The 24,075-nt window shown below is 71.0% G+C and carries 24 protein-coding genes; 12 read left to right on the forward strand and 12 right to left on the reverse strand.

Translation table 11 applies throughout. The features are described from left to right. Window positions 1–141: 141 nt before the first annotated feature. The 5 genes from LXN57_RS34855 to LXN57_RS34875 all read left to right on the forward strand — a co-directional run bounded on the left by LXN57_RS34855 (window position 142) and on the right by LXN57_RS34875 (window position 5,939). On the forward strand, window positions 142–1,809 hold the full coding sequence (locus LXN57_RS34855) for an ABC transporter substrate-binding protein (protein WP_251802491.1): 1,668 nt from the start codon (window positions 142–144) through the stop codon (window positions 1,807–1,809). Window positions 1,810–1,882: 73 nt separating this feature from the next. Then, entirely contained in the window at window positions 1,883–2,890 is a 1,008-nt protein-coding gene (locus tag LXN57_RS34860; protein ID WP_251802492.1) for an ABC transporter permease, read from the forward strand. After that, entirely contained in the window at window positions 2,887–3,846 is a 960-nt protein-coding gene (locus tag LXN57_RS34865; RefSeq protein ID WP_251802493.1) for an ABC transporter permease, read from the forward strand. Before LXN57_RS34860 ends, LXN57_RS34865 begins: the two co-directional genes overlap by 4 nt. A 6-nt stretch (window positions 3,847–3,852) precedes the next feature. Further along, a complete protein-coding gene (locus LXN57_RS34870) occupies window positions 3,853–4,836 on the forward strand; it encodes an ABC transporter ATP-binding protein (RefSeq protein WP_251802494.1) in 984 nt (327 codons plus the stop codon). Beyond that, complete coding sequence (locus LXN57_RS34875) at window positions 4,833–5,939, forward strand: ABC transporter ATP-binding protein (protein ID WP_438872947.1); 1,107 nt, start codon at window positions 4,833–4,835, stop codon at window positions 5,937–5,939. The genes LXN57_RS34870 and LXN57_RS34875 overlap by 4 nt, the downstream gene beginning before the upstream one ends. A gap of 24 nt (window positions 5,940–5,963) precedes the next feature. Here LXN57_RS34875 and LXN57_RS34880 read toward each other — a convergent pair whose 3' ends face one another. Further along, window positions 5,964–6,368 carry a protein kinase family protein gene (locus tag LXN57_RS34880; protein WP_251802495.1) on the reverse strand — a complete coding sequence of 135 codons (405 nt, stop codon included), beginning with the start codon at window positions 6,366–6,368 and terminating at the stop codon, window positions 5,964–5,966. A gap of 135 nt (window positions 6,369–6,503) precedes the next feature. On the opposite strand from LXN57_RS34880, the gene LXN57_RS34885 reads away from it, so the two are divergent. Next, a complete protein-coding gene (locus LXN57_RS34885; RefSeq protein WP_251802496.1) occupies window positions 6,504–7,796 on the forward strand; it encodes a hypothetical protein in 1,293 nt (430 codons plus the stop codon). On the opposite strand, the gene LXN57_RS34890 is transcribed toward LXN57_RS34885, so the two are convergent. Genes LXN57_RS34890 through LXN57_RS34925 form a run of 8 tightly spaced genes read right to left on the reverse strand, consistent with a single transcriptional unit; the run spans window position 7,780 to window position 14,651 of the window. Next, window positions 7,780–8,049 carry a YciI family protein gene (locus LXN57_RS34890; protein WP_251802497.1) on the reverse strand — a complete coding sequence of 90 codons (270 nt, stop codon included), beginning with the start codon at window positions 8,047–8,049 and terminating at the stop codon, window positions 7,780–7,782. The two genes, LXN57_RS34885 and LXN57_RS34890, sit on opposite strands and share 17 nt — an antisense overlap. Continuing rightward, on the reverse strand, window positions 8,046–8,966 hold the full coding sequence (locus LXN57_RS34895; protein WP_251802498.1) for an amidohydrolase family protein: 921 nt from the start codon (window positions 8,964–8,966) through the stop codon (window positions 8,046–8,048). Before LXN57_RS34895 ends, LXN57_RS34890 begins: the two co-directional genes overlap by 4 nt. Further along, a complete protein-coding gene (locus LXN57_RS34900; protein ID WP_251802499.1) occupies window positions 8,953–10,104 on the reverse strand; it encodes a vWA domain-containing protein in 1,152 nt (383 codons plus the stop codon). The genes LXN57_RS34895 and LXN57_RS34900 overlap by 14 nt, the downstream gene beginning before the upstream one ends. After that, entirely contained in the window at window positions 10,091–10,960 is an 870-nt protein-coding gene (locus tag LXN57_RS34905; protein WP_251802500.1) for an AAA family ATPase, read from the reverse strand. Before LXN57_RS34905 ends, LXN57_RS34900 begins: the two co-directional genes overlap by 14 nt. Beyond that, window positions 10,957–11,961: a xanthine dehydrogenase family protein molybdopterin-binding subunit gene (locus LXN57_RS34910; RefSeq protein ID WP_251802501.1), complete on the reverse strand. Its 1,005-nt coding sequence runs from the start codon at window positions 11,959–11,961 to the stop codon at window positions 10,957–10,959. Before LXN57_RS34910 ends, LXN57_RS34905 begins: the two co-directional genes overlap by 4 nt. After that, window positions 11,958–13,346 carry a xanthine dehydrogenase family protein molybdopterin-binding subunit gene (locus tag LXN57_RS34915; protein ID WP_251802502.1) on the reverse strand — a complete coding sequence of 463 codons (1,389 nt, stop codon included), beginning with the start codon at window positions 13,344–13,346 and terminating at the stop codon, window positions 11,958–11,960. Before LXN57_RS34915 ends, LXN57_RS34910 begins: the two co-directional genes overlap by 4 nt. Next, window positions 13,346–13,837 carry a (2Fe-2S)-binding protein gene (locus LXN57_RS34920; protein WP_251802503.1) on the reverse strand — a complete coding sequence of 164 codons (492 nt, stop codon included), beginning with the start codon at window positions 13,835–13,837 and terminating at the stop codon, window positions 13,346–13,348. Before LXN57_RS34920 ends, LXN57_RS34915 begins: the two co-directional genes overlap by 1 nt. 16 nt (window positions 13,838–13,853) lie before the next feature. Further along, window positions 13,854–14,651, reverse strand: a complete 798-nt coding sequence (locus tag LXN57_RS34925) for an FAD binding domain-containing protein (RefSeq protein WP_251802504.1) — start codon at window positions 14,649–14,651, stop codon at window positions 13,854–13,856. A gap of 115 nt (window positions 14,652–14,766) precedes the next feature. On the opposite strand from LXN57_RS34925, the gene LXN57_RS34930 reads away from it, so the two are divergent. Next, window positions 14,767–15,441: a GntR family transcriptional regulator gene (locus tag LXN57_RS34930; protein ID WP_251802505.1), complete on the forward strand. Its 675-nt coding sequence runs from the start codon at window positions 14,767–14,769 to the stop codon at window positions 15,439–15,441. 17 nt (window positions 15,442–15,458) lie between these two features. Here LXN57_RS34930 and LXN57_RS34935 read toward each other — a convergent pair whose 3' ends face one another. Both LXN57_RS34935 and LXN57_RS34940 read right to left on the reverse strand, forming a co-directional pair. Continuing rightward, on the reverse strand, window positions 15,459–16,157 hold the full coding sequence (locus tag LXN57_RS34935; protein ID WP_251802514.1) for a DUF4097 family beta strand repeat-containing protein: 699 nt from the start codon (window positions 16,155–16,157) through the stop codon (window positions 15,459–15,461). A 271-nt stretch (window positions 16,158–16,428) separates the two neighbouring features. Beyond that, the gene (locus tag LXN57_RS34940; protein ID WP_251802506.1) at window positions 16,429–16,728 is read right to left on the reverse strand and encodes a hypothetical protein; all 300 of its coding nucleotides are present in this window, start codon (window positions 16,726–16,728) and stop codon (window positions 16,429–16,431) included. Between the two features lie 137 nt (window positions 16,729–16,865). Between LXN57_RS34940 and LXN57_RS34945 the strand changes: the two genes are divergently transcribed. From LXN57_RS34945 to LXN57_RS34955, 3 genes are all read left to right on the forward strand, one after another. Continuing rightward, window positions 16,866–17,885: an aldo/keto reductase gene (locus tag LXN57_RS34945; protein WP_251802507.1), complete on the forward strand. Its 1,020-nt coding sequence runs from the start codon at window positions 16,866–16,868 to the stop codon at window positions 17,883–17,885. A 75-nt stretch (window positions 17,886–17,960) separates the two neighbouring features. Then, complete coding sequence (locus tag LXN57_RS34950) at window positions 17,961–18,440, forward strand: hypothetical protein (RefSeq protein ID WP_251802508.1); 480 nt, start codon at window positions 17,961–17,963, stop codon at window positions 18,438–18,440. Window positions 18,441–18,530: 90 nt separating this feature from the next. Next, window positions 18,531–20,045 carry an FAD-dependent oxidoreductase gene (locus LXN57_RS34955; RefSeq protein WP_285904705.1) on the forward strand — a complete coding sequence of 505 codons (1,515 nt, stop codon included), beginning with the start codon at window positions 18,531–18,533 and terminating at the stop codon, window positions 20,043–20,045. Between the two features lie 210 nt (window positions 20,046–20,255). Here the strand turns inward: LXN57_RS34955 and LXN57_RS34960 are convergent, their stop codons facing one another. Next, a complete protein-coding gene (locus tag LXN57_RS34960) occupies window positions 20,256–21,674 on the reverse strand; it encodes an alpha/beta hydrolase family protein (protein WP_251802509.1) in 1,419 nt (472 codons plus the stop codon). A 429-nt stretch (window positions 21,675–22,103) separates the two neighbouring features. On the opposite strand from LXN57_RS34960, the gene LXN57_RS34965 reads away from it, so the two are divergent. Both LXN57_RS34965 and LXN57_RS34970 read left to right on the forward strand, forming a co-directional pair. Beyond that, window positions 22,104–23,456 carry an endo-1,4-beta-xylanase gene (locus LXN57_RS34965; protein ID WP_251802510.1) on the forward strand — a complete coding sequence of 451 codons (1,353 nt, stop codon included), beginning with the start codon at window positions 22,104–22,106 and terminating at the stop codon, window positions 23,454–23,456. A gap of 65 nt (window positions 23,457–23,521) precedes the next feature. After that, window positions 23,522–24,075: cellulose-binding domain-containing protein (locus tag LXN57_RS34970; protein WP_438872948.1), on the forward strand; the 554-nt coding region annotated here is incomplete at its 3' end.

The following is a 24,075-nucleotide window of genomic DNA, read 5'->3' on the forward strand; positions in this document are numbered from 1 at the left end:
GAAGGACACGATCCGATACCAAGTAACAAAGTGATCATCCCGAATGGTTAGGGTCTCGCCAACGGTGGCCAGTCGTCACCGGGTTTGTCCGTACCCACAGGACACGGCGTTGGTCCGTACCCATAGGACGAGGTGGACAGGATGCGTGCATCAGGAAGGCTCCGGGCGGTCATCGCCGCCGGCGCCGTCGCGGCGCTGACGATCGGCGCGGCCGGCTGTGCGGAAAGTGACCGCGACGGCGGCGGGGACGGCGGCACGTCCGCCGCCGGCGGCACCTTCATCTTCGCGGGAGCCGGGGACCCGAAGAACTTCGATCCGATCTTCAACGACGACGGTGAGTCGTTCCGGCCGATCCGGCAGATGTACGACACCCTCATCACCCACAAGCCCGGCACCGCCGAGCTGGTCGGCGGTCTGGCCGAGAGCTGGGAGAACGACGCGACCGGCAAGGTCTGGACGTTCAAGTTGCGCCAGGGGGTCAAGTTCCACGACGGCACCCCGCTGGACGCCGCGGCCGTCTGCGCGAACTTCGACCGCTGGTACAACATGAAGGGCGAGGCCGCCCAGTCCCAGATGATCTATTACACCGACATCTTCGGCGGCTTCGCCGGGAGCCCGGACGCCCTGTACGACAACTGCAAGGCGCAGGACGCCGGCACCGCGGTCGTGACGATGAAGCGGTACAAGGGCGCGTTCCCGGGCGCGTTCACGCTCACCGCGTTCTCCATCGCCAGCCCCGAGGCGATGAAGAAGCACAACGCCGACACGGTGACGCAGAACGGCGACTCGTTCTCGTACAGCGCGTTCGCCAACGAGCACCCGACCGGCACCGGCGCGTTCACGTTCGGCGGCTGGAACAAGGCCACCGGCGAGATCACGCTGAACAAGAACGCCGACTACTGGGGCGACAAGGCCAAGGTCGACAAGATGATCATCAAGATCATCAAGGATGAGAACACCCGGAAGCAGGAGCTGCGCGCGGGCACGGTGCAGGCGATCGACTTCCCGGCCCCGGCCGACCGCAAGGCGCTGGCCGGCGAGGGCTACAAGGTGCTCGACCGGCCCGCCTTCAACATCCTCTACCTGGGCATCAACCAGAAGAACCCGAAGCTCAAGGACCTGCGCGTACGCCAGGCGATCGCGTACGCCCTGAACCGGGCCCAGCTCGTGCAGACCAAGGGCCCGGGCGGTTCCGTGGTGGCCGACGAGTTCCTGCCCAACACGGTGTCCGGCTACGCCCCGGACGTGCAGAAGTACGAGTACAACGTCGACAAGGCCAAGCAGCTGCTGTCCGAGGCGGGCGCGACCGGCCTGACGCTGAACTTCTACTACCCGACCGAGGTGTCCCGGCCCTACATGCCGAACCCGCAGGAGATCTTCACCGTGCTCGCCAACGACCTGCAGGCGGCCGGCATCAAGGTCAACGGCGTCCCGCGGCCGTGGAACGGCGGCTTCAAGGACGACGTGCAGCAGTTCGGCAAGCAGGACCTGCACATCCTGGGCTGGACCGGCGACTACAACGACCCCGGCAACTTCGTCGGCACGTTCTTCGGCCGGGCCAAGGCCGAGTTCGGCGACGACGCGATGACCGAGATGTTCGACGCGATCGGCAAGGCCGACGCGACCGTCGACCAGGCAGCCAAGAAGACCGCGTTCGAGCAGGTCAACCGCGACCTGGCGGCCAAGTGGCTGCCGGCCGTGCCGATCTGGCACGCCCCGCCGGCGCTGGTCACCACCAAGAACGTCGAGGGCCTGGTGCCGAGTCCGCTCACCGCTGAGGAGTTCAACACCGTCTCGCTGACCAAGTAACAGCGGGCGCAGCCGCCGGCCCGGACCTCATCAGGTCCGGGCCTCCGGCGCGGAACATGCGAAGGACTACCTCATGGTGAGAATCATCTCGCGCCGCCTGATCCAGCTGGTCGTCACGTTGCTGGCCCTGATGACCCTGGTCTTCTTCTGGCTGCGCAGCCTGCCCGGCGGGCCGGTCGACGCGCTGCTGGGCGAGCGCGCGACCCCGCAGACCCGCGAGTTGCTGACCCGGGCCCTCGGTTACGACCAGCCGATCTGGGTGCAGTACGGCCGGTTCCTCCAGAACGTCGTGACCGGTAACTTCGGCAACTCCATCCGCACCGGCGAGCCCGTCACGGACGTGATCAGCCGCGCCTTCCCGGCCACCGTGGAACTGGCCCTGGCGGCGATCATCATCGCGATCGGGCTGGGGGTCCCGCTGGGCTATCTCGCGGCCCGGCACCACGGGCGGCTGCTCGACAACGCGACCATCATCGTCACCCTGATCGGCATCTCGATTCCGATCTTCTTCCTGGGCTACCTCCTCAAGGACTGGCTGACCCAGGGCCTGCACGTCTTCCCGCCCTCGGGCCGGATCAGCACGGGTCTCGACAACACCGACGTGACCGGCTTCTTCGTGCTGGACGGACTGCTGACCCGGGAGCTCGACGCCTCGGCCGACGCCCTCTGGCATCTGGTGCTGCCGGCCCTCACCCTGGCCACGATCCCGCTGGCGATCATCATCCGGATCACCCGGGCCAGCGTGCTCGACGTCCTGGACGAGGACTACATCCGCACCGCCGACGCCAAGGGGCTGCGCAGCCCCACGATCCGCAAACGGCACGTGCTGCGCAACGCCCTGCTGCCGGTGGTCACCATCATCGGTCTGCAGACCGGCGCGCTGCTGGCCGGCGCGGTGCTGACCGAGAAGGTCTACAACTGGGGCGGCCTCGGCACGCTGATCACCGACTCGATCAGCGGTGGCCGCGACTACCCCGTGCTCCAGGCTCTGATCCTGCTCGCCGCGGCCGTCTTCGTCGTGGTCAACCTGGTGGTCGACCTCTCGTACGCGGTCATCGACCCGAGGGTGCGTGTGCGATGACCCGGCCCGGAGGAATCTCCACCCTCGCCGACCACAAGCGGCGGCGGATCGACGAGCTGATCGCCCGTACGGCCGAGCCCGGCGGGGTCAGCCTGATCCGGGACGCCGGCCGCCGCCTGCTGCGCAATCCGACCGCGATCGTCGGCGCCGTCCTCATCCTGCTGTTCCTGATCATCGCGATCTTCGCGCCGCTGGTGGCGCCGCACGACCCGGTGCAGCGGTTCCCCGAGCTGACCCAGGACCTGACCGTCGACAACATCCCGGGCCCCACCGCCGGGCACCCGCTCGGCAGCGATCCGCTGGGCCGCGACTTCGCGTCCCGGATGATCTACGGCGCCCGGCAGACACTGTTCGTCGGCGTCCTAGCCACGCTCATCGGCCTGCTGCTCGGCGTGGCGCTCGGCGCGCTGGCCGGAGCATTCGGCGGCTGGATCGACGCGCTGGTCATGCGGCTCACCGACGTCATGCTGGCCCTGCCCAGCCTGCTGCTGGCGATCACCCTGGTCGCGCTGGCCAGCCAGTCCACCCAGTGGACGGTGATCATCGCGGTCGCCGTGGTCAACGTGCCCATCTTCGCCCGGCTGCTGCGGGGTTCGATGCTGGCGCAACGGGAGAGCGACCACGTGCTGGCCGCCCGCGCGCTGGGCGTGAAGCGGCGGGACATCGTGGTGCGGCACATGCTGCCGAACTCGCTCACCGCCGTGATCGTGCAGGCAACCCTGACCTTCGCGGTGGCCATCCTGGACGCGGCCGCGCTGTCGTTCCTGGGCCTCGGCGACCCGGACATCAACCGGGCCGAGTGGGGTCTGATGCTCGGCGTGGACGGCGTGCGCTATTTCGAGGTACGCCCGGAACTGGCCTACTACCCGGCCCTGGCGATCATCATCGTGGCCCTCGGCTTCACCCTGCTCGGTGAGAGCATCCGCGAGGCGCTCGACCCGAAGAACCGGCGGTGATCTGACATGCCTCTGCTCGACGTGCGTGACCTGTCGGTCGTCTTCCAGCGCAAGGGCACCGATCCGGTGCGAGCGGTGGACGGCGTGAGCTTCACGGTGGAACCCGGCCAGACGGTCGGGCTGGTCGGCGAGTCCGGCTGCGGCAAATCGGTGACCAGCCTGGCGATCATGGGCCTGCTCCCCCGCCGCGGCAACAAGGTGACCGGCGAGGTGCTGTTCTCCGACACCGATCTGCTCAAGCTGCGCCCGCGCGACCTGCGGGACTGGCGCGGCCGGGACATCGGCATGATCTTCCAGGACCCGCTGTCATCGCTGAACCCGGTGATCCCGCTCGGCGTGCAGGTGGCCGAGGTGCTGGAACGCCATCAGGGCCGCACCCGGCAGGCGGCGCTGAAGGAGGCGCGCGGGCTGCTCGACGCGGTCGGCATCCCGGACCCGGCGCGGCGGCTCAAGGAGTTCCCGCACCAGCTCTCGGGCGGCATGCGGCAGCGGGCGCTGATCGCGATCGCCCTGGCCTGCAAGCCGCGCCTGCTGATCGCCGACGAGCCGACCACGGCCCTCGACGTGACCATCCAGGCGCAGATCCTCACGCTGCTCAAGGAACTGGTCGACGACTCGGGCACGGCGCTGGTGATGATCACCCACGATCTGGGGGTGGTGGCCGGGCTGTGCGACACGGTCAACGTGCTGTACGCCGGCAAGGTGGTCGAGCGGGCCCACCGCCACGACCTGTTCGCGGAGCCCCGGCATCCGTACACCGATGGTCTGCTGCAGTCCGTACCCCGCCTGGACGCCGGCCGCGGCGAGCGGCTGCACCAGATCCGCGGCTCGGTCAGCGACAACATCCCCTGGCCGGAGGGCTGCGCCTTCGCGCCGCGGTGCGACCGGGTGATCGACGACTGCATCGGCGACACGGTGCCCCTCGAACCCACCTACCGCGCCGGCGCGCTGCGGTGCACGAACCCCGTACCGAAGGAAGTGCCGGTGTGAGCGACACCTTGGTGGAGATCGACGATCTCAAGGTCCACTTCCCGATCAAGAGCGGACTGCTTTTCGATCGTACGGTCGGGTACGTCTACGCCGTCGACGGCGTGTCCCTGAAGATCAACCGGGGCGAGACCTACGGCCTGGTCGGCGAGTCCGGCTGCGGCAAGTCGACGCTGGGCCGGGGCCTGCTGCGCCTGGTCGAGCCGACCAGCGGCGGGATCACCTTCGACGGCACGGACGTCCGGGCCCTCAGCGGCGAGCGGATGCGCCTGTTCCGCCGGCGCATCCAGATGGTGTTCCAGGACCCGATGTCCAGCCTCGACCCGCGGCAGTCGGTGGAATCGCTGCTCGTCGAGGGCCTCAAGGCACACGGCCTGCACAGGAACAAGGCAGAGGCGCAGAAGCGGCTACGGTCGACCCTGGACTCGGTCGGCCTGCCCGCGTCGGCGCTGACGAAGTATCCCCACGAGTTCTCGGGCGGCCAGCGCCAGCGGATCGGCATCGCCCGGGCCCTGGTGCTCGGGCCCGAGCTGATCGTGGCCGACGAGCCGGTGTCCGCCCTCGACGTGTCGATCCAGGCCCAGGTGGTCAACCTGCTCGGCGACCTGCAGGACTCGCTCGGGCTGACCTACCTGGTGATCGCGCACGACCTGGCCGTCATCCGGCACATCTCCGACACCATCGGCGTGATGTATCTGGGTTCGCTGGTCGAGGAGGCGGACGCCGATCAGCTGTACGAGCGCCCCCTGCACCCGTACACCCGTGCCCTGCTCTCGGCCGTGCCCATCCCCGACCCGCGGGTGGAGGACAGACGCGAGCGCATGCTGCTGGTCGGCGACCTGCCGTCCCCGGCCAACCCTCCGAGCGGCTGCCGCTTCCGCACCCGCTGCCCCTGGTCCCAGACCCGCTGCGCCGAGGAACGCCCGGAACTACGCGTCTTCGACGACTCCGGCCAGCGCGTGGCCTGCCACTTCGCCGAACAGATCCACAGCGGCGAGTTGACCCCGCACGAGGTCCGCGCCGAACTGGTCCACCCCGGCGCCGACGCCGCGCCGGCCGCGGACAACGAACTCATCCCCACCCGAACCGACCTGCCCACGCAGTAGCCGGAACCGTCGTCGTCTGCCGCCTCACGCGGCCTGGTGCAGGGCGGCCCGGACCTGGTCGAAGCCGCCGTGGACGGGCGGGTTCAGGAGCGCGTCGATGGCCGGGCGTAGCGGGCCCGGCCGCCCGGCCACCGCGGCGAACAGGGTGGCGCCCAGCGAGAGCAGGTCGCCCGTGCGGGTCGGTTCGGCGGCGCCGCCCTCGGCGGTGAGGAGCAGGACCGCTCGGTCGTCGGCGAACAGTTGGACGGCGCCCGGCTGCACGTTGCCGTGGACGACGCCGGTCGCGTGGGCCGCTTCGAGGGCGTCCAGCAGTTGCAGGCCGATCCGGCGCACCTGGCCCACCGGCAGCCGCCCTTCCGCACGGATCGCGTCGGCCATCGTGCGGCCTCGGAGCGCCGGACGCTCCGGCACGTACGCAACAACTGTCATGCCTTGACGATCCCGGCTGCCGGACCTCCTGTCGTCAGGGCAGGCACCCAACCCTCGTACCGGCTAGCCGGTATGACGTGACACACGCCACAGGAAAAGGAGATCCGTCAGCCGATGGGCGGCGTCTTAGGTGTTGTGAGCCGAATCCTGTTCATCGAACTGCGCCGGACCCCGGCCCTCTGGTCGGCGCTGGCGCTGCTGGCCGCGGGGACCGGGTTGCTGTACAACGCCCCCCAGCGGTGGACCTCCGGCTACATGATCCTGGCGCTGGACCAGCGGTGGTACCTCTCGGTCCTGCTCGGGCTCGCCCTGGCGATCGGGGCCGCGCAGGGACGCCGGGACCACCGGTCGCGGGTCACCGAGATGTTCGCCGGTGTGGCGCGTCCACGCCTCCAGCAGGCAGTCCCCCTCCTTCTGGTGTACGGCTCGACGGTCGCTGCCGGGTATGCCGGCGCCACCGGCCTCGCCGCCCTCCGCCTCGCCGGCACCGCCGAGTATCTGCGAGCCGGGGCCTTCGCCGGGGTGGTGGCCGCCGGCGCGGTGGCGATGGTGGCCGCGGCCTGGTTCGGCCTGGCGGCCGGCCGGCTGCTGCCGTACCTCGTGACCGCTCCCCTCCTGGCGATCGCGTCGTTCGCCTCGCCGCTCGTCGCCCGTGGGATCACCGGGGGCCGGGAGTGGCTGAGCACGCTCCTGTTCCCCTCGTACGGCCTGGGCGGCGGCTCCGACTTCGACACCATCCCCGGCCGGTTCAGCCTCGCCCAGCTGGTGTATCTGACCGGTCTGGCCGCCGGCGCCGCGCTGTTGTTCGCCGCCGCCCATTGGCGTGCGCGGCTGGTGGCCGTGCTGCCCCCGTTCCTCGGCGCCGCCACCGCGGTGCTGGTGCTGCAGGGCGGATCGGCCTTCGTCCGGAACCCGGTCGACCCGGACGCCCGCGAGCTGGTCTGCACCGCGGACGCCCCGCAGGTCTGCGTGGCCCGGATACACAGCGGAGTACTCGACGAGGTGACTCCCCCGGCGCGCGCGGCGCTGGCGAAGCTGGCCCGGCTGCCGGGCGCCCCGAGCCGGGCGGTGGAGCACCTCGACTGGGACTCCAAGGTCGACCAGTCGGCCGACGTCGTGCTGATCCCCCTGGTCATCGGCGACGACGGCCACGCCCGGGAGCCCGGGAAGCTCGAGGGCTACATGGTCCGCGACCTGGGCGTGGTCCCGTTCGTCTGCCCCGGCGAGGCGCCCGGGACAGACCGGGCCGTGGTCGAGGCCGCGTCCGCCTGGCTGCTCGGCACCGAACCGGAGCAGCCGGAAGCCCGGTCGCTGTGGCAGCGGCTGACGAAGCTGGACGAGCGGGAAGCGGCCGCGCGGGTGGCCGCCGTCCGCCGGGCGATCCTGGCCTGCGAGCCCGGCGACGGCCTGCTCACAAGCCGACGGTGATCTTCCATTCCTTCAGCTGGCGGTCCCTGGTCACGCCGTGCCGGGTGTACGGGTCCCGCTCGACCAGGGCCTGGGCGGCCTCGGCGTCGGCCGCGGTCAGCACGATGACGCCGCCGCTGAGGTCGGCCAGCGGCCCGGCCAGCAGCAGCGAGCCCTCCGCCTGCAACTTGGCCAGGTGCTCCAGGTGCTCGGGACGCCGCTCGGCGCGCTCCGGGGTGTCGTTGTATCCGTAGGTGAGGATGAAGTGGCTCATTGTCCTGCCCTTTCCGCGGTGGTGAGGCCGTAGACCCGGCGGGCCGTACGGGAGAAGACATCGGCCTGTTCGTCGCCGGTGCGCTGCCGCAGGGCGTGTCTCCACGCGCCGGTCAGCTCGGCGGCGTTCGTCCACAGTGTTTCGATGGGCAGGTTCGTGCCGAACATGGCGCGGGCCGAGCCGAACTGGTCGAGGACCTCGTCGGCGACGAGCCGGATCAGCTCGGGGTCGACGCGGTGGACGAAGGTTCCCTGGCCGGTCAGTTTGACGACGACGTTGGGCCGGGCGGCCAGTGCCCGCAGGCCGGCCCGCCACTCGGCGACGACGGCGGGGTCGGTGTGATCGGTGAGCATCCCGGCGTGCACGAGGACGAACGTCACGCCGGGGTGCTCCGCCACCAGGGCCGCGGCGTCGTGCATCTGCCCGGCGAACACCTGCAGCTCGAAGAGCCAGCCGAGCTCGCGCAGGGCGGCGATGTTGCCGCGGAACACCGGGTCCTTCATCCGGTCCGGCCCGTCGGCGAAGCGGAACTCCGGACGCTCGTGCCAGTGCAGCTGCAGGCGGGTGCCGACCACGAGCGGGCTGATCGCCTGCTGCTGCCGCATCACCTCGACGGCGTTCCCGGCGAACAGGTCGGCGCTGCCCACCACGGCCATCGGCCAGCCCGTCCGCTCGTGCAGACCGGCGACCCAGCGGACCTCGTCGACCACCCGGTCCAGGGGCCAGTTCGGCTGTACGTACACCGAGGCGCCGATGCCGGCCGAGCGCGCGTCGGCCACGTACTCCTCGATCGGGTAGTCCCGCCGGATCGGCTCGTACGGGCCGAAGATCCGCGGAACCATCGGCCCGGACAGCCACGGCATGTCAGCCTGGCGCCAGACGTGGTGGTGGCAGTCGACGATGTCACCTTCGTACATGGGCGAGCCCTTCCCGAACGGCGGCGAGCGCGGTCCCGAGGTCGCGGACCCCGGTCAGCGAGTCGAGGTCGGCCCGCACCGCCGCCATCGCACGGGTCAGCGGCCGGTAGTCCGGGTCGCAGGCGAGCGGCGACCACCAGCGCAACCGGTGGGCCAGCTTGGACAGCCGGCGGGTGGCCCCGACCATCGCCGTGCAGTCGCCGCGTTCGAGCCCGTCGGAGAGGACGAGGACGAGAGCGCCGCGGGACATGGTCACGAAGCGCGCGCTGCCGAGGAACGTCCGCAGGCTCTCGCCGATCCGGGTGCCGCCCTCGGCGTCCAGCACCAGCGGGGTCAGGGCGGCGAGGGCGGCGTCGGTCTCGGGGGTACGCAACGCGGACGTGACCCGGGTGAGCCGGGTGCCGAAGGTGAAGACCTCGGCCCGGGCACAGGTGGCCACCACGGCGTGGGCGAACCGCAGGTAGTTCGCGCTGTACTGCTTCATCGAGCCGGACACGTCGACGAGCACCAGCACGCGGCGCTCGCGGGGCGGGCGGTGCCGCCAGTGCAGCCGCATGATCTCACCCTGCGTACGACGGGACTCGTGGAACGTGGCGCGCAGGTCCACGCGTTGCCGGCGGCCGCCGGGCCGGTTCCGCCGCGACCGGATCGTGGGCACGGCCCGGGGAAGCTCGCGACGGATCTGCCGCAGGACCTCGCGGGCGCCGGCTTCGGTGGCGGCGAACCGCACCGGGAATTCGGGACTGAACCGGCCGGCGGCGAGACCGGACCGGCCGCCGTGCTCGAGGACGGTGTCGCCGGCCTCGCGGTCACCCGGGACACCCGTCGGCTCGTTGCCGTTCTCCGGTGGTTGCCCGGGCGGCTCGACGAGCACGAGAGCGCCGGTGGTCATGCCGAAGAACTGCTGGAACACCTCGTCGTAGACCGGCCGGTCGGCTTCGCGGGTGGTGAGGGTGGCGGCGCCGATCCAGTACAGCTGCCCGGTGGTTTCGGGCGGCATCACCTGCACGGCGGCGAGGAAGTCGACCCGCTTGGTGGCCGGAACGCCGATCCCCCGGGCGTGCAGCTGCCGCAGGAAGGCGTGGAGGTGGTCCTCGACGCGCGACACCAGCCGCCGGTCGTCCTCAGGCGGGGTCATCGCTGAAGACCTCGGTGGCGTGGGCCAGAACCAGGGCGACGTCCTCCTCGTTCTTCAGGACCAGGCCGAGTGAGGCCCGCAGAGCGTCGTTCGCGCCCGCTCCCTCGTCCATCAGCGTCCGCGAGCCCTGCGCCCACGCGATGGCCTCGGCGATGCCGGGGCGCTTCAACGGGCCCAGCGACCGGATGACGTTGACCGAGCGCACCAGCCGGGCGGCACTGCGCGCGCCGAGCCCGGGCGCCTGCGCCTCGATGATCGTGCGCTCGCGTTCCGGGTCCGGGAACGGGATCCAGTGGTAGAGGCAGCGCCGCTTGAGGGCGTCGTGCAGCTCCCGGGTCCGGTTGGAGGTGAGCACCACCAGCGGCGGCACGGCGGCCGCGATCGTGCCGAGCTCCGGGATCGTGATCTGGAAACCGTCGAGGAACTCGAGCAGGAACGCCTCGAACTCGCTGTCGGCCCGGTCGATCTCGTCGAGCAGCAGCACGGCCCCGGCCCGGCTGCGCAACGCGCGCAGCAGCGGACGTTCGAGCAGGAACTCGCTCGCGTAGAGGTCGGCCACCGGAGTGCCCCGCACTTCGGCGGTGCGCAGGCTCAGCAGTTGCTTCGGGTAGTCCCACTCGTAGAGGACCTGCGAGACGTCGATGCCTTCGTAGCACTGCAGGCGGATGAGGTCGCGTCCGAGAGCATCGGCGAGCACGTGCGAGATCTGCGTCTTGCCGACGCCGGGCTCCCCCTCCAGCAGCAACGGCCGGCCGAGCGCGATCGCCAGCCGCACGGCCGTCAGGAGGCCCTCGTCGGCGAAATAGCGCCGCTCCTCGAGCTGCCGGTTGAGGGTGTCGCGATCGGGCGCCGTCATGCGCGGAGGGCGTCGAGGCCGCGCAGGATCGACTCCGGTGTGAACGGCATCGTCGTCAACCGCACGCCGCATGCGTCGAAGATGGCGTTGGCGATCGCCGGGATGGGAGCGTTGGCCGTCATCTCGCCGATGCCCTTGGCGCCGAACGGACCGTTCGTGGCCGGGCGCTCGAGGATCACGCTCGACTGCACGGGGATCTCGGCCGGGCCGGGCATCAGGTATTCGCAGAAGTCGACCGGCCCGTGGTCGCGCGAGGCCGGGTAGTACGGCTCGGTCGACTCGAACACGGCGTGCGAGACGCCCATCCAGCCACCGCCCTCCACCTGCTGGGCGGCCATCGCGGGATTGAGGGCCCGGCCCACCTCGTACGCGTTGTGCAGGCTCAGGACGGTGACCACGCCGGTCTCGTCGTCCACCTCGACCTCGGCGACCGTGCACGCGTGGGCCTGGCACGAGTCCGGGTCCATCTCACCGGTCTCGGGGACCGGATAGTTGCGCTCCTTGAGATAGATGCCCCGCCCCGAGATCGTCCGGCCCTGCTTGAAGTGGGCGGCCAGCGTGATGTCCTGGATGTGGATCTTCGTTTCCGGGCTGCCCTTGAGCCGCACGAAGCCCGTGCCGTCGGTCTCCAGGTCGCCCGCGTCGGCCTCGAGCTCCTCCGCCGCCACCTCGAGCATCACGTCCCGCGCCTCGCGGGCGGCCATGATGACCGCGTTGCCGATGCGGTGCGTGCCCCGGCTGGCGAAGGTGCCCATGCAGTGCGGGCCGGTGTCGGTGTCGGCGGTGTCGACGATGACGTTGGCCATCGGCATGCCCAGCGTCTCGGCCGCGCACTGGGCGACGACGGTCTTGAGCCCCTGACCGAGGTCGACCGACGACAGGCTGATCACGAAGCCGCCCATGGTCGTCGCGTGGATGAGCGCCTGGGACGGGTCCCCGCCCAGGTTCATGCCGGTGGGGTAGTTGACCGACGCGTACCCGCGGCCGCGCAACAGCGTCATGCCTCGTCTCCTCTCGGCGTGGTCGAGGTCAGGGCCAGGTATTCGGCGGGCAGCTCGTGGCCGACGAGGGCGGCGGCGCGCTGGATGACCTCGATCAGGGCGGTGCCCTCGGCGACCTTGCGGTGGGCCTTCAGATCGCCGTCGCGGTAGGCGTTGCGCAGCCGGAACTGCAGCGGGTCGAGGTCGAGGGCCCGGGCGATCCGGTCCATCTGGGACTCCAGGGCGAAGTCTGCGATGGTGACGCCGAACCCGCGCATCGCGCTCGACGGCGTGCGGTTGGTGTAGACGCAATGGCAGTCGGCGTAGACGTTCGGAATCGTGTACGGGCCGGGCAGATGGGCACACGCCTTGGTCGTGCCGTAGGGCGAGTGCCGCGAATAGGCGCCGGCGTCGACGTAGAGCATCACCTTGCGGGCGAGGATGCGCCCGTCGCTGGTGACACCGTCCTTGATGTAGATGCGCTCGGCCGCCCGGGGCGACGAGACCTGCATCTCCTCCTCGCGGGTGTAGACGAACTTGACCGGCCGGTTCGTGAGCGTCGCCGCGATGCAGGCCAGCGGCTCGACCATGACGTCGACCTTGCCGCCGAAGCCGCCGCCGACGGTGCCCCCCTTGACCTGCAGGTCGGTGAACGGCCGGTCGAGGATCAGGGCCGTGTTGTCGAGCGTGAAGAACGCGGCCTGGGTGTTGCTGTGGATGAGAAGGCGGCCGCTGCTCTGCGGCACGACGACGCAGCCGGTGGTCTCGGTCGGCGCGTGCTCGATGGGGGCCGAGCTGTAGCGCCACTCGAAGATGCGGTCGGACTGCGCGAAGCCCCGCTCGACGTCGCCGAACCGGAGCCGGCGCGCGTGGTGACCCTCGTAGACGAAGTAGTTCGTGCCGGCCTGCTTGATGACGGGCGCGTCCGGGGCCAGCGCCTCCTCGACGTCGAACACCGCCGGCAGTTCGGTGTAGCCGACCTTGACCCGCGCGGCGCCCTCGATCGCGGCCGCCTCCGAGTCGGCCACCACCGCGACGATGGGCTCGCCCTTGTAGAGCACCCGGTCCTCGGCCAGCACCGGCTCGTCGTTGGGCTCGATGCCGATCAGCCGCAGCACGACGTACCAGTTCGACGGCACGTCCCGGTGGGTGATGACCCGCAGCACGCCGGGCACCTTCAGCGTCTCCGAACAGTCGACGCTGTCGATCCGCGCGTGATGGCGGGCGGAGCGGTGGATCTTGACGTGCGCGAGGTCCGGGAAGGTCCGGTCCTCGAAGAATTCCGTACGCCCGGTGACGTGCCCCAGCGCGTCCGAGCGCTGCACCGTGGTGCCGATGACGGTGAAGTCGCCGCCCTTGCGCTCGTCCTTGAAGTACTCGGTGTCGATCGGGTTGACGCGCGGCATCAGAGCTTCGCCCCCTGGCCCGCGCGCGACCGCCGGCGGGCGGCGGCGTCGAGGATGGCGCTGACTATCGGCTCGTAGCCGGTGCATCGGCAGACGTTGCCGCTGATCGCCTCGTTGACCTCGTCGCGGGTCGGATCCGGATTGCGGTCGAGCAGCGCCTCGGCCGACATGATCATGCCGGGCGTGCAGAAGCCGCACTGGGTGGCGAACCCGTCGAGGAAGGCCTGCTGCACGTCGCTCAGCACCTGACCGTCGGCGAGCCCCTCGATCGTGGCGATCTCGGCGCCGTCGACCGTCACCGCGGGCACCAGGCAGGACACCACGGGCTGCCCGTCCAGCAGCACGGTGCACGAGCCGCAGGCGCCCTGAGCGCAGCCCCGCTTGGCCCCGGTCAGGCCGAGTTGCTCGCGCAGCGCGAGCAGCAGCGTCGTCCCGGGCCGGGCGATGAACGCCTGGCCGGCCCCGTTGACCCGGAGGTTCACGATCTTCACCGGCGACCTCGTTCCGTCAGCGGCCGAGCAGCGCTCGCCGCAGGTGGACAGGAAAGACCCGCGTGCGGTACCAGGCCGAGGCGTACGCGTCGTCGGCCGGCGACAGCTCACCGAGGCCGGCCCGCGCGGCGGCCGCCACGGTCTCGTCGGTCAGCGGCCGGCCGAGCAGCGCTTCCTCGACGGCCGCCGCCCGGACGATGTGGTCGCTGACGCCGCCCAGGGCGACCCGGGCCCCGGACACGAGCCCGTCGAGTTCGACGATCGTGGCCGCGACCGTGACCAGCGAGGCGGAGTTCCACCGGCGGCGGGCCGCCTTGACGTACTTGAAAACTCCGGGCGCGGGCAGCTCGAAAGTCACGGCGGTGACGAGAGCCGGCCGTTCCAGGGGCAGCTCGGCCGGGCCGCTCCCGTCGGCCGGTAGAGCACGGGCGTTCAGGGCGACCAGGGCGACGGCGAGGTCCCCGTAGGGCTGCCGGACGAACAGGTTGCCGCCGACGGTGGCCAGGTTGCGCACCGGCACCGAGGCGATCGAGCGGACGACGGAATTGAGGATCTCGAGCCGGGGATCGTGCTCGATCTGCGAGAGCGTCGTCGTCGCGCCAATGGTCGCTGTGGAGCCGGTGGTCGCTGTGGAGCCGGTGACGGTGATGCCGGACAGTCCGGTGCGGCGCAGGCTGACCAGTTCGGTCGGCGGTGATCCGTAGTCGTTGAGCGCCGGCATCAGGCTGGTGCCGCCGCCGAGGATGGTGGCACCCGAAGCGATCAGACCCACAGCCGCGGGCACGTCCTCGGGGACATGAACCTCAGTCAACATGCGAGATCCTTTTATCGATATCGATAATTCAACGTAACGGGATCTCACTATGCTGGTCAACAGAGCGCGGTCGCCGGTTGACGCTCCGCGATCATGGCGACGAGGAAGGACCAGGGTGACCACGTCGAGGCCGACGCTGAGTGAAGGCATCCGGGACGGCCTGGTCGAGATGATCGTGTCGGGCCGGCTCAAGACCGGCGAGAGGCTGATCGAGACCCGGATCGCGGCCGACTTCGGAACCAGCCAGGCCCCCGTCCGGGAAGCCCTGCGCGAACTCGAGGGGCTGGGCCTGGTCGAGAGCCGCCCCCGGCGCGGCCGCCACGTTCTGCCGTTCGTCGAACAGACCCTGCGGGAGGCGTACGTGGTTCGCGCGGCCCTGGAGGAGACGGCGACCCGGCTGGCGATGCTCAACGGAAAGCTGCCGCTGGAGGCGATGGGCGACGACGTCGCCGACATGCGCCGGTGCGGGGCGGCCGGCGACGTCCGCGGTATCGGCCTGGCCAGCACCCGCTTTCACCGCCGGGTGGTGCTGGCCGGCGACAACTTCCTGCTGGAGCGAGCCTGGGAGGCGCTGCAGATCGAGGCCCGCACCGCGATCACCCTGATGGTGACCGAACCCGACCTCGGACACGTGGCCGACGAGCACGCCGAGCTGCTGAGCGTCCTCGAATCCGGCGACGTGGAGGCTGCCTGCCTGCACACACGCTCGCATCAGTGGGCCTACGCGGACCTCCCCCACGACATGCACGGCACGGCCCGAGCGGTGCGCTTCCCCAGCAGCGCCACGTAGGACATCGGTGGTGGTCGTCAAGCGGCCCGGATGGTGATGTCTCCGCCGCTGGTCCTGACGGTCACCTTGTGGACCGAGGTGTCGTCGGTCTCGACCGAGACGTCGCGCGGGCCACCGCCGCTGTCGGCCTCGACCGCGTACGGCCCGCCGGGCAGCGTGATCCGGGCGCCGCCGCCCGAGGTGTCGACGGTGACCGATTCCGGCTCCGCGCTCAGGCCGGCCTCGACCGCGCCGCCGCTGGACTTGACGGTCAGGTTGGCCGACAGCTTGCCGACGACCACCGTGCCGCCGCCCGAATCGATGTCAACCGGGGCCCCCACGCCGGTGACCTCGACCGCGCCGCCGCCGCTGGACAGCTTCGCGGTCAGCGTCCCCGGGATCTGGATCTTGTAGTCGACGGTGCAGACGCCGTCGACGTCGCAGCGGTCGGACTGCAGCAGGAGCTTGCCGTCGCTGACGCTGTGCCGGCTGACCGGCTTCTCGGCGCCGTACCGCATCGTCTCGGTGACCTTGATGGGACCGCTGCCGGTGACGATCCTGATGTCGCCGCCGTGCCCGTCGACCCGCAGAGCCGTGACCGTCTCGGCGACCTCGTACGACGACGATGCGCTCGTCCTGTCGCCACCCGTGCCGCACCCGGCCAGGGCGACCGCGACGATCACGGCCAGGCCCGCCCCGCGTACCCAGCTCATCGAACCGTCGTCCACCTTCAGCATCACTTGCGGCCCTCTCCCCGTGACAGCGGCGCGCGCGCCTGCTCCGTGTCCCGCAACAGCTTCTCCATCGCCCGCACCCGGCACTGCGGGCCTGCGACCTCCGACTCCAGGTTCACTGCCGGCTCCCTCTCCGTTTCACCCCTGCCCCGGCGCGTCGTCGCGGAGACGCGCCTCCAGTTTGCGGAGGTGCACCCGCGGCAGCACACGGCTGATCTCCAGCCGGCGGGCCGGCAGCCGATGACGGGGCCGTGCCGGAGCTACAACCGGACGGTCATCGCACCGGCAGGGTCACCCGCCGGCCCAGGCCGACCTCGGCCGCCGCGGTGTCGGTCACCATCGCGTACGCCCCCGCCGGCACGCCCTTGCGCACCGCCACCCGGGAAGCCGCCTTCAGCAGCGTCCGCTCGCTCGCCCCGGCGATGAAGAAGACGTAGTCGTCGCCGACCTGCTCGCCGTCCTCGTACTCCTCGAGGCCGAACTCGTCCTCCAGGTCGATCAGGAAGTCACCGACATCGTCGACCCATTCGTCCTCCCCGGTCGCCGGGAAGTGGATCTCCACCATCACAGCCATGCCGTTGATGATCCAGCACCGGCCACCGCCCGATGGCACGAGGGCCGGTTCCCCGCCGCGGGTGTTTGAGGGGCCCCCGGGAAGGTACTGGTGCTGTGTCGGCAAGCCGGAACCCCGTACTCCGTTAGGTTGAGATCATGGAATATCGCACGCTCGGGCGCAGCGGATGCGCCGTCTCCTCGCTCTGTCTGGGCACGATGACCTTCGGCGACGAGTCCGACGAGAAGGTGTCGCACGCCCAGCTCGACCGGTTCCTCGAGGCCGGCGGCACGTTCGTGGACACCGCGGACGTGTACTCGGCGGGCGAGTCGGAACGGATCATCGGCCGCTGGCTGGCCGCGCGGCCGGCCGACGTCACCGAGGCGGTCGTGCTCGCCACCAAGGGCCGCTTCCCGATGGCGGCCGACCCCAACGGCGCCGGACTGTCGGCCCGCCACCTCACCCGCGCGCTCGACGCGTCGCTGACCCGGCTCGGCGTCGAGGCGGTCGACCTCTACCAGGCCCACGCGTGGGACGAGTTCACCCCGCTCGAAGAGACCCTGCGCACCCTGGACGGGTTCGTCCGGGCCGGCAAGATTCGCTACTACGGGTTCTCCAACTTCACCGGCTGGCAGCTCACCAAGGCGGTATCGCTGGCTCGCGAGCTCGGGCTGACCGGCCCGGTCAGCCTCCAGCCCCAGTACAACCTGCTGGTCCGCGAGATCGAGTACGAGATCGTCCCGGCCTCGCTCGACGCCGGCCTCGGCCTGCTGCCGTGGAGCCCGCTCGGCGGCGGCTGGCTGACCGGCAAGTATCAGCGCGACCAGCGGCCCACCGGCGACACCCGCCTCGGCGACAACCCGGAGCGGGGCATGGAAGCCTACGACCGGCGTAACAGCGCGCGCACCTGGGACGTGATCGAGGCCGTGCAGCGCATCGCCGAGGCCCGCGGCGTGTCGATGGCCGAGGTGGCGCTGGCCTGGGTGACCGACCGCCCCGGCGTGACCTCGACGATCCTGGGCGCCCGCACGCTCGACCAGCTGGACGCCAACCTCAAGGCGGCCGGCCTGCACCTCACCGCCGACGAGATCGACGCCCTCGACCAGGCCAGCGACCCACGGCCGAACGACTACCCGTACGGCCCGCTCGGCATCAAGCAGCGGAGCCGCACCATCTGAGGGCCGTCTCCCGGCATCGTGCCAGCACGTTCATCATCCGGGCACTCTCCGTAGCCGCCGGGAGACGGTGTGCGCATGAAGAAACTAGCCTGTGTCATCACTGCCGCGGCGGCGATGGGCGTGGTCGCAGCCACGCCCGTCGCCGCCCACACCACCGCCGCCCACACCACCGCCGCCCACACCACCGCCACTCACAACACCGCCGGCGCGCAACGCTGCACGCCGGTCCGACCCGCAGCGGACTTCTATGCCGGCGGGCGCATCGCCTCCGCTCCGATCGTCGACCGCAACGCGAAGTGCACCACCATCTCGGTCTCGGGCATCCGGGACGTGAGCCGGCCATGGGACAGGTGCCAGACGTTCCTGGTGGCGCTGCTCTCCACCGACGGGCGCGATCCCACCTACACCGAACCGGTGCGGGCGTGCTCGCCCACGCACCGGACGCGTACGGTGCTCGCCACCGGGGTGCCGACCGGAACCCAGTTCCGCGTGCTCTACCAGATCGACTACATCGACCCGGCGCCGCAGACGGTCCGCTACACGGTCTGGCGCTGACTTCCTCCCGGCGCCGCACCCCCGCGGCGCCGGGTCCTCGCGCCCGGCACGGTTTGGGTTGGACCATCGGCCGGTGGGAACCTTGCGGGCATGATCCCTTCTCGGGCAGCCGTCAGCACCACTCGCCGGGCCCACCGCCTGGTCCGCGTCGATCGGTCCTTGCCCCGCACGGTGGAACATCCGGTGCGTACGGTGGTCGTCGGGGGTGGCATCGCCGGAATGACGGCCGCGCTGCTGCTCGCCGAGCGCGGCGTGACGGTGACGCTGCTGGAACGTGACGAGCGACTGGGCGGGCGGCTTTCCGCCTGGCCCCGCAAGCTGGCCGACGGATCCGTCCAGATGGTCGGCCACGGATTCCACGCCTTCTTCCGGCAGTACTACAACTGGCGGAACGTCCTGCGCCGGGTCGATCCGTCGTTGTCCTTCCTGCGCCCGGCCGAGCGCTATCCGGTGATCTCGCGGGACTGGCCGGAGGAGGACTTCGGCGGCCTGCCGGGCGGTCCGCCGTGGAGCCTGTTCGCCCTGATGGCCCGCTCCCCCAGCCTGCGGACGCGCGAGATGCGCGACGTCGACGGCCCCACCTCGCTGGCGCTGCTGCGGTATTCGCGGGCCGAGACGTACCGCGAGTTCGACGCGATGTCGGCCGCGGAGTTCCTGGATCGCCTGGCCATGCCGGACCGGGCCCGCACGTTGCTGTTCGACGTGTTCGCCCACTCGTTCTTCAACCGCGCGGCCGAGATGTCAGCGGCCGAGATGATCATGCAGTTCCACTTCTACTTCCTGCGCAACCCCGAGGGCCTGGACTTCGACGCGCCCGACGACGACTACCAGTCCGCCATCTGGGGGCCGTTGAGCGAGCGGCTGCTGGCGCTCGGAGCGGACATCCGCACCGGCGCCGGCGTGGACAGCATCGAACCCGGCTGGACCGTCACTCTCACCGGCGGCGCCCGGATCCAGGCCGAGCACGTCATCCTGGCCACCGACCCGGCCTCCGCACGGAGCATCGCCGCCGCCTCCCCCGGCCTGCCCCTGCGCCTCGCGACCGCGATGAAGACGGTCGAGACCACCGCCCCGTACGCGGTGAGCCGATTCTGGACCGACGGCGACGTCGCCCGCGACCGCGCCGTCTTCAACGGTGTCGCCCGTGAGCCGCTGCTGGACTCGGTGAGCCTGTTCCACCGCATCGAACACGGCTCGGCGCAATGGGCCCGGCGCACCGGTGGCGCCGTCGTGGAACTGCACGCCTATGCCGCGGACACGGATGTCGAAGCGGACGCGGCGGCCCGCGACATGTGGTCGGAGCTCGCCGGGATCTGGCCGGAGGCGGGCGGGCTGCGGGCGGTCGACGTCGACAGCCGGGTCGGCTACGACGCCCCGGCCTTCGACGTGGGCAGCGACGCCACCCGGCCGGGCGTGACCACCGACGCCGACGGGCTGTTCGTGGCCGGCGACTGGGTCCGCATGCCGTTTCCGTGCGCGCTGATGGAGCGTTCGGCCGCCTCGGCGGCCATGGCCGCCAACGCGATCCTGCGCCGGCACGGGGTGCGTCCGGTCCAGGTGTTCTCGGTTCCGCCCCGCGGCCTGCTGGCCCCACGCCGGGGGTGACACCGTCTACCGCGGGGCCGCACGCCCGCGGTGACGCTGCTTGCCGGCGGACCCAGCGGCCAACCGGGTTAGCGAGAACGCCGCCGCCGTGCTGAACGTCGCCCCGACGGTCATGGTCGAACCGCCAGCCGCCACGCTCCGCCTACCGCCGGGCTCAGCCGTCAGCCGGGCCGGGCGGCGCGCTGGCAGAGACGCCGTCTTCCGCCGGGCTCAGCCGTCAGCCGGGCAGGGTGGGGCGACGAAACCGCGGTGCGTGCCCCGCGTCCACCGGCAGCCGAAGTCCGGATCGGCAACGGCCCGGCGGTTGAGCACGGCGTCGCCGGCGGCGCGGTGGCCCGTACGGAGCCAGGTTGTCAGGTCGTCGAAGGCCTGCGTCAACTCGGCCGGGGTGAAGTCGCAATGGCCGACGCCGCGGATCGCCCGGGACACGAACAGGGCGGACCGGCCGTTGCGGGCCGCCCGGGCCGCGTACTCCTGCTCCATCGAGAACGGCACGAACAGGTCGCCGAGGTCGTGCAGGGACAGGACCGGGATCGACGGCCGGCCGTCGACGCGGGGAACGCCGGACAGGCCCGGATCGGCGGGAACGGCCCGCTTCACCCGCAGCACGTCCCGGTTGAGGCGCCATTCCGCAGCGGTCGGCCACAGCCGGTCGGTGCTGCGGTAGACCGTGTGCCGGTTGCCGGCGACGTTGCCCTCGGCGATGCCCGCGGTGCCGCCCTGCAGACCGGGATAGAGGCCGAACAGGAACGGCAGATCGGCCAGCGGCGGCAGGGAGGGTGCGGAGTTCCAGTACGCGAACGCGCTGTCGAAGCCGGGCCGGTCGCCGCCGCTGCGTCTTTCCACGACGGCCGACCACGTGCGCCCGGCCGGCGTGGAGCCGGACGGCAGGCCCAGCGCGGGCACGATCCGGCCGACCTGCTCCCGCCACCGCTGTTGGTAGTCCGCCGCCGGTTCCCGCGGGAACTCGATCGTCACACCGGTCAGAGCGGCCGCCGTGACGTTCGCGTCGAGAAAGTAGTCGTACAGGGCGGTGTCGCCCAGCACCCCGCAATAGGGCATCGCCCCCGCGAAGGCACGGGGGTGCTCCTCGATCGCCACCGCGGTGACGTGCCCGCCCATCGACGCCCCGGACATGATCACCGACCGGGCGCGGACGCCGGTGACCCGCCGGAACACGTCGATCAGGGCGACCGAGTCGCGGACGCCCTGACCGACGTCGTAGCCGTTGGTGGCGTAGCTGGAGGCCGCCCACGCATAGCCCCGCGCCACGTAGTGCTGCCGCAGCGCCGGATCGTCGACGTAGACGGTCGTGCCGGTGCCGCGATACCCGTGGGCGTAGACGACGAGCCCGCCGTTCCACGCGCCGGGAACCTCGATGCGATACGCCGCACCGCCGACGATTCCGGTGTGGACCTCGGCGCCCGGTAGCGCGGTGAACGGGGTGCCGTCGAGCGTGCAGTCCGGGTCGGCGACCAGGTAGCCGGGCTGGGTCGTGCTGGGCGTGGGCGCGGTGCAGAACGGCGCAGCGGCCGGTGCGGCGACGGCCGGCGCGGCGACAGCCGGCGTGAACGCGACGGCGAGCGCGACGATCAGCCCGAGCCCGGCGGCGGCACGACTCCGGATCATGGTGTTACCTCCCGGTAACATTCCATGCCTGACATCGACCGGCGTCAAGACTTCGAGCCGTGCGACCGAACTGCGGCAAGGCGGAGGACGGACCACAACCAGCCGCGACCGGGCGGAGGCCAGGCTGAAGCCGGACGGCAGCGAAGCGGCGGCGGGCACTGAGGGCGACGCACCGGCCCAGCCATCACCTATGTGAGCGATAACAGCGATACTTACGGATGTCCTGGTTGGCCGCTCGCGAGGCTGTTCTCCGCTCGCAACAGCGCATCTCTCAGAACATACAAAAATCGGGTCGGCGAAAGCTGTTATGCCGGACCGCCCCAATGAGTCACGTTCACATCGCCTTGAGGACGGAGAAACATCCTGGCAATATGCGACGAATTGGGAGCGCTCCCAGCCGCGATTCCCCACAGGAAGGCACATCCCCTGATGAAGCCCCGATCCGCATCCGCACGACGACGCTCGTGGCTGCTCTCGGCAGCGGCCGCGGGTGTCGTCGCCGCCGGCAGCCTCGCCGTGGTCGGCCCGGCCGAGGCCGCGAGCACCCTGGGCGCATCCGCCGCCCAGACCGGCCGCTACTACGGCGCGGCGATCGCCGCCGGCCGGCTGGGCGACTCCACCTACACCCGCATCCTGACCACCGAATTCAACTCCGTCACGGCCGAGAACGAAATGAAATGGGACGCCACCGAACCGTCCCAGGGCCGGTTCACCTACACCAACGGCGACCGCATCCTCAACCAGGGCATCGCCATGGGTGCCAAAGTCCGCGGCCACGCCCTGCTCTGGCACCAGCAACAACCCGGCTGGGCCCAATCCCTGTCCGGCACCGCCCTGCGCAACGCCGCCATCAACCACGTCACCCAGGTCGCCACCCACTACCGCGGCAAAATCCACACCTGGGACGTGGTGAACGAGGCGTTCGCCGACGGCGGTTCCGGCGCCCGGCGCGACTCCAACCTGCAACGCACCGGCAACGACTGGATCGAGGCCGCCTTCCGGGCCGCCCGCACCGCCGACCCGGCCGCCAAACTCTGCTACAACGACTACAACACCGACGGCATCAACGCGAAGTCGACCGGCATCTACAACATGGTCCGCGACTTCAAGGCGCGTGGCGTCCCGATCGACTGCGTCGGCCTGCAGTCCCATCTGGGCACCAGCCTCGACTCGACCTACCAGGCCAACATCCAGCGCTTCGCCGACCTCGGCGTGGACGTGCAGATCACCGAACTCGACGTCCAACAAGGCGGCAACCAAGCCAACATCTACGGCGCCGTCACCCGAGCCTGCCTCGCGGTAGCCCGCTGCACCGGCATCACCGTCTGGGGCATCCGCGACACCGACTCCTGGCGCAACGACAACCCGCTGCTGTTCGACGGCTCCGGCAACAAGAAGGCCGCCTACACCTCCGTGCTCAACGCCCTCAACGCGGGCGGGCCGACCACCCCGCCGACCACCCCGCCGACCACCCCGCCGACGAGCCCCCCGACGGGCCCGTGCAGCGCCACCGTCTCCCTCAACTCGTGGAACGGCGGCTACGTGGCAACGGTCCGGGTCAACGCCGGGTCCACCGCGGTCAACGGCTGGAACGTCACCGTGCCGTTGCCGGCGGGCAGCGCGATCACCGGCGTCTGGAACGCAACCGGTAGCGGCACCTCGGGCACGGTCAGCTTCCGCAACGTGTCCTACAACGGCCAGATCCCGTCCAGCGGCTACACCGAGTTCGGCTTCCAGGGCACCGGCTCCGGTCCGACCGGCTCGCTCGCCTGCGCCGCCTGATTGCCCGCGTCCCGCCGGCCTTCCGGGCCGGCGGGACTTCACGCATCGTCCGGAAGGAGATGGGCGTGTCCCGTACGCGTAGGCGAGCCTGGCTCGGCGCGGGCCTCGCGGTCGCCGTCAGCATGGCCGGCGCCGCCGTCGCCACCAGCGCCCAGGCGGCAACGGGCTGCCGGGTCAGCTACTCGGTCACGAGTCAGTGGCAGGGCGGATTCGGCGCCGCCGTCACGATCGACAATCTCGGCGACCCGCTCACCGGTTGGCAGCTCGGGTGGTCGTTCGCCGCCGGCCAGACGGTCACCCAGCTCTGGAACGGCTCGGTCGCCCAGTCCGGAGCTCAGGTGACCGTGACCAACGCCGCCTACAACGGCAACCTGCCGACCGGCGGCAGCGCGTCGTTCGGCTTCAACGCGACGGCAGGGTCGAGCAACCCCGTGCCCGCGAGCTTCAGCCTGAACGGCGTCGCCTGCACCGGCGGAACCACCCCGACGCCGACAACTCCGACACCGGCCCCGACAACTCCGGCGCCCTCGGCACCCACCACGTTCACCAATCCGGTGGTGTGGCAGGACTTCGCCGACGGCGACATCATCCGGGTCGGGGACGCCTACTACTACTCGGC

The sequence above is a fragment of the Paractinoplanes hotanensis genome (assembly GCF_023717965.1).
GTDB lineage: Bacteria > Actinomycetota > Actinomycetes > Mycobacteriales > Micromonosporaceae > Actinoplanes > Actinoplanes polyasparticus.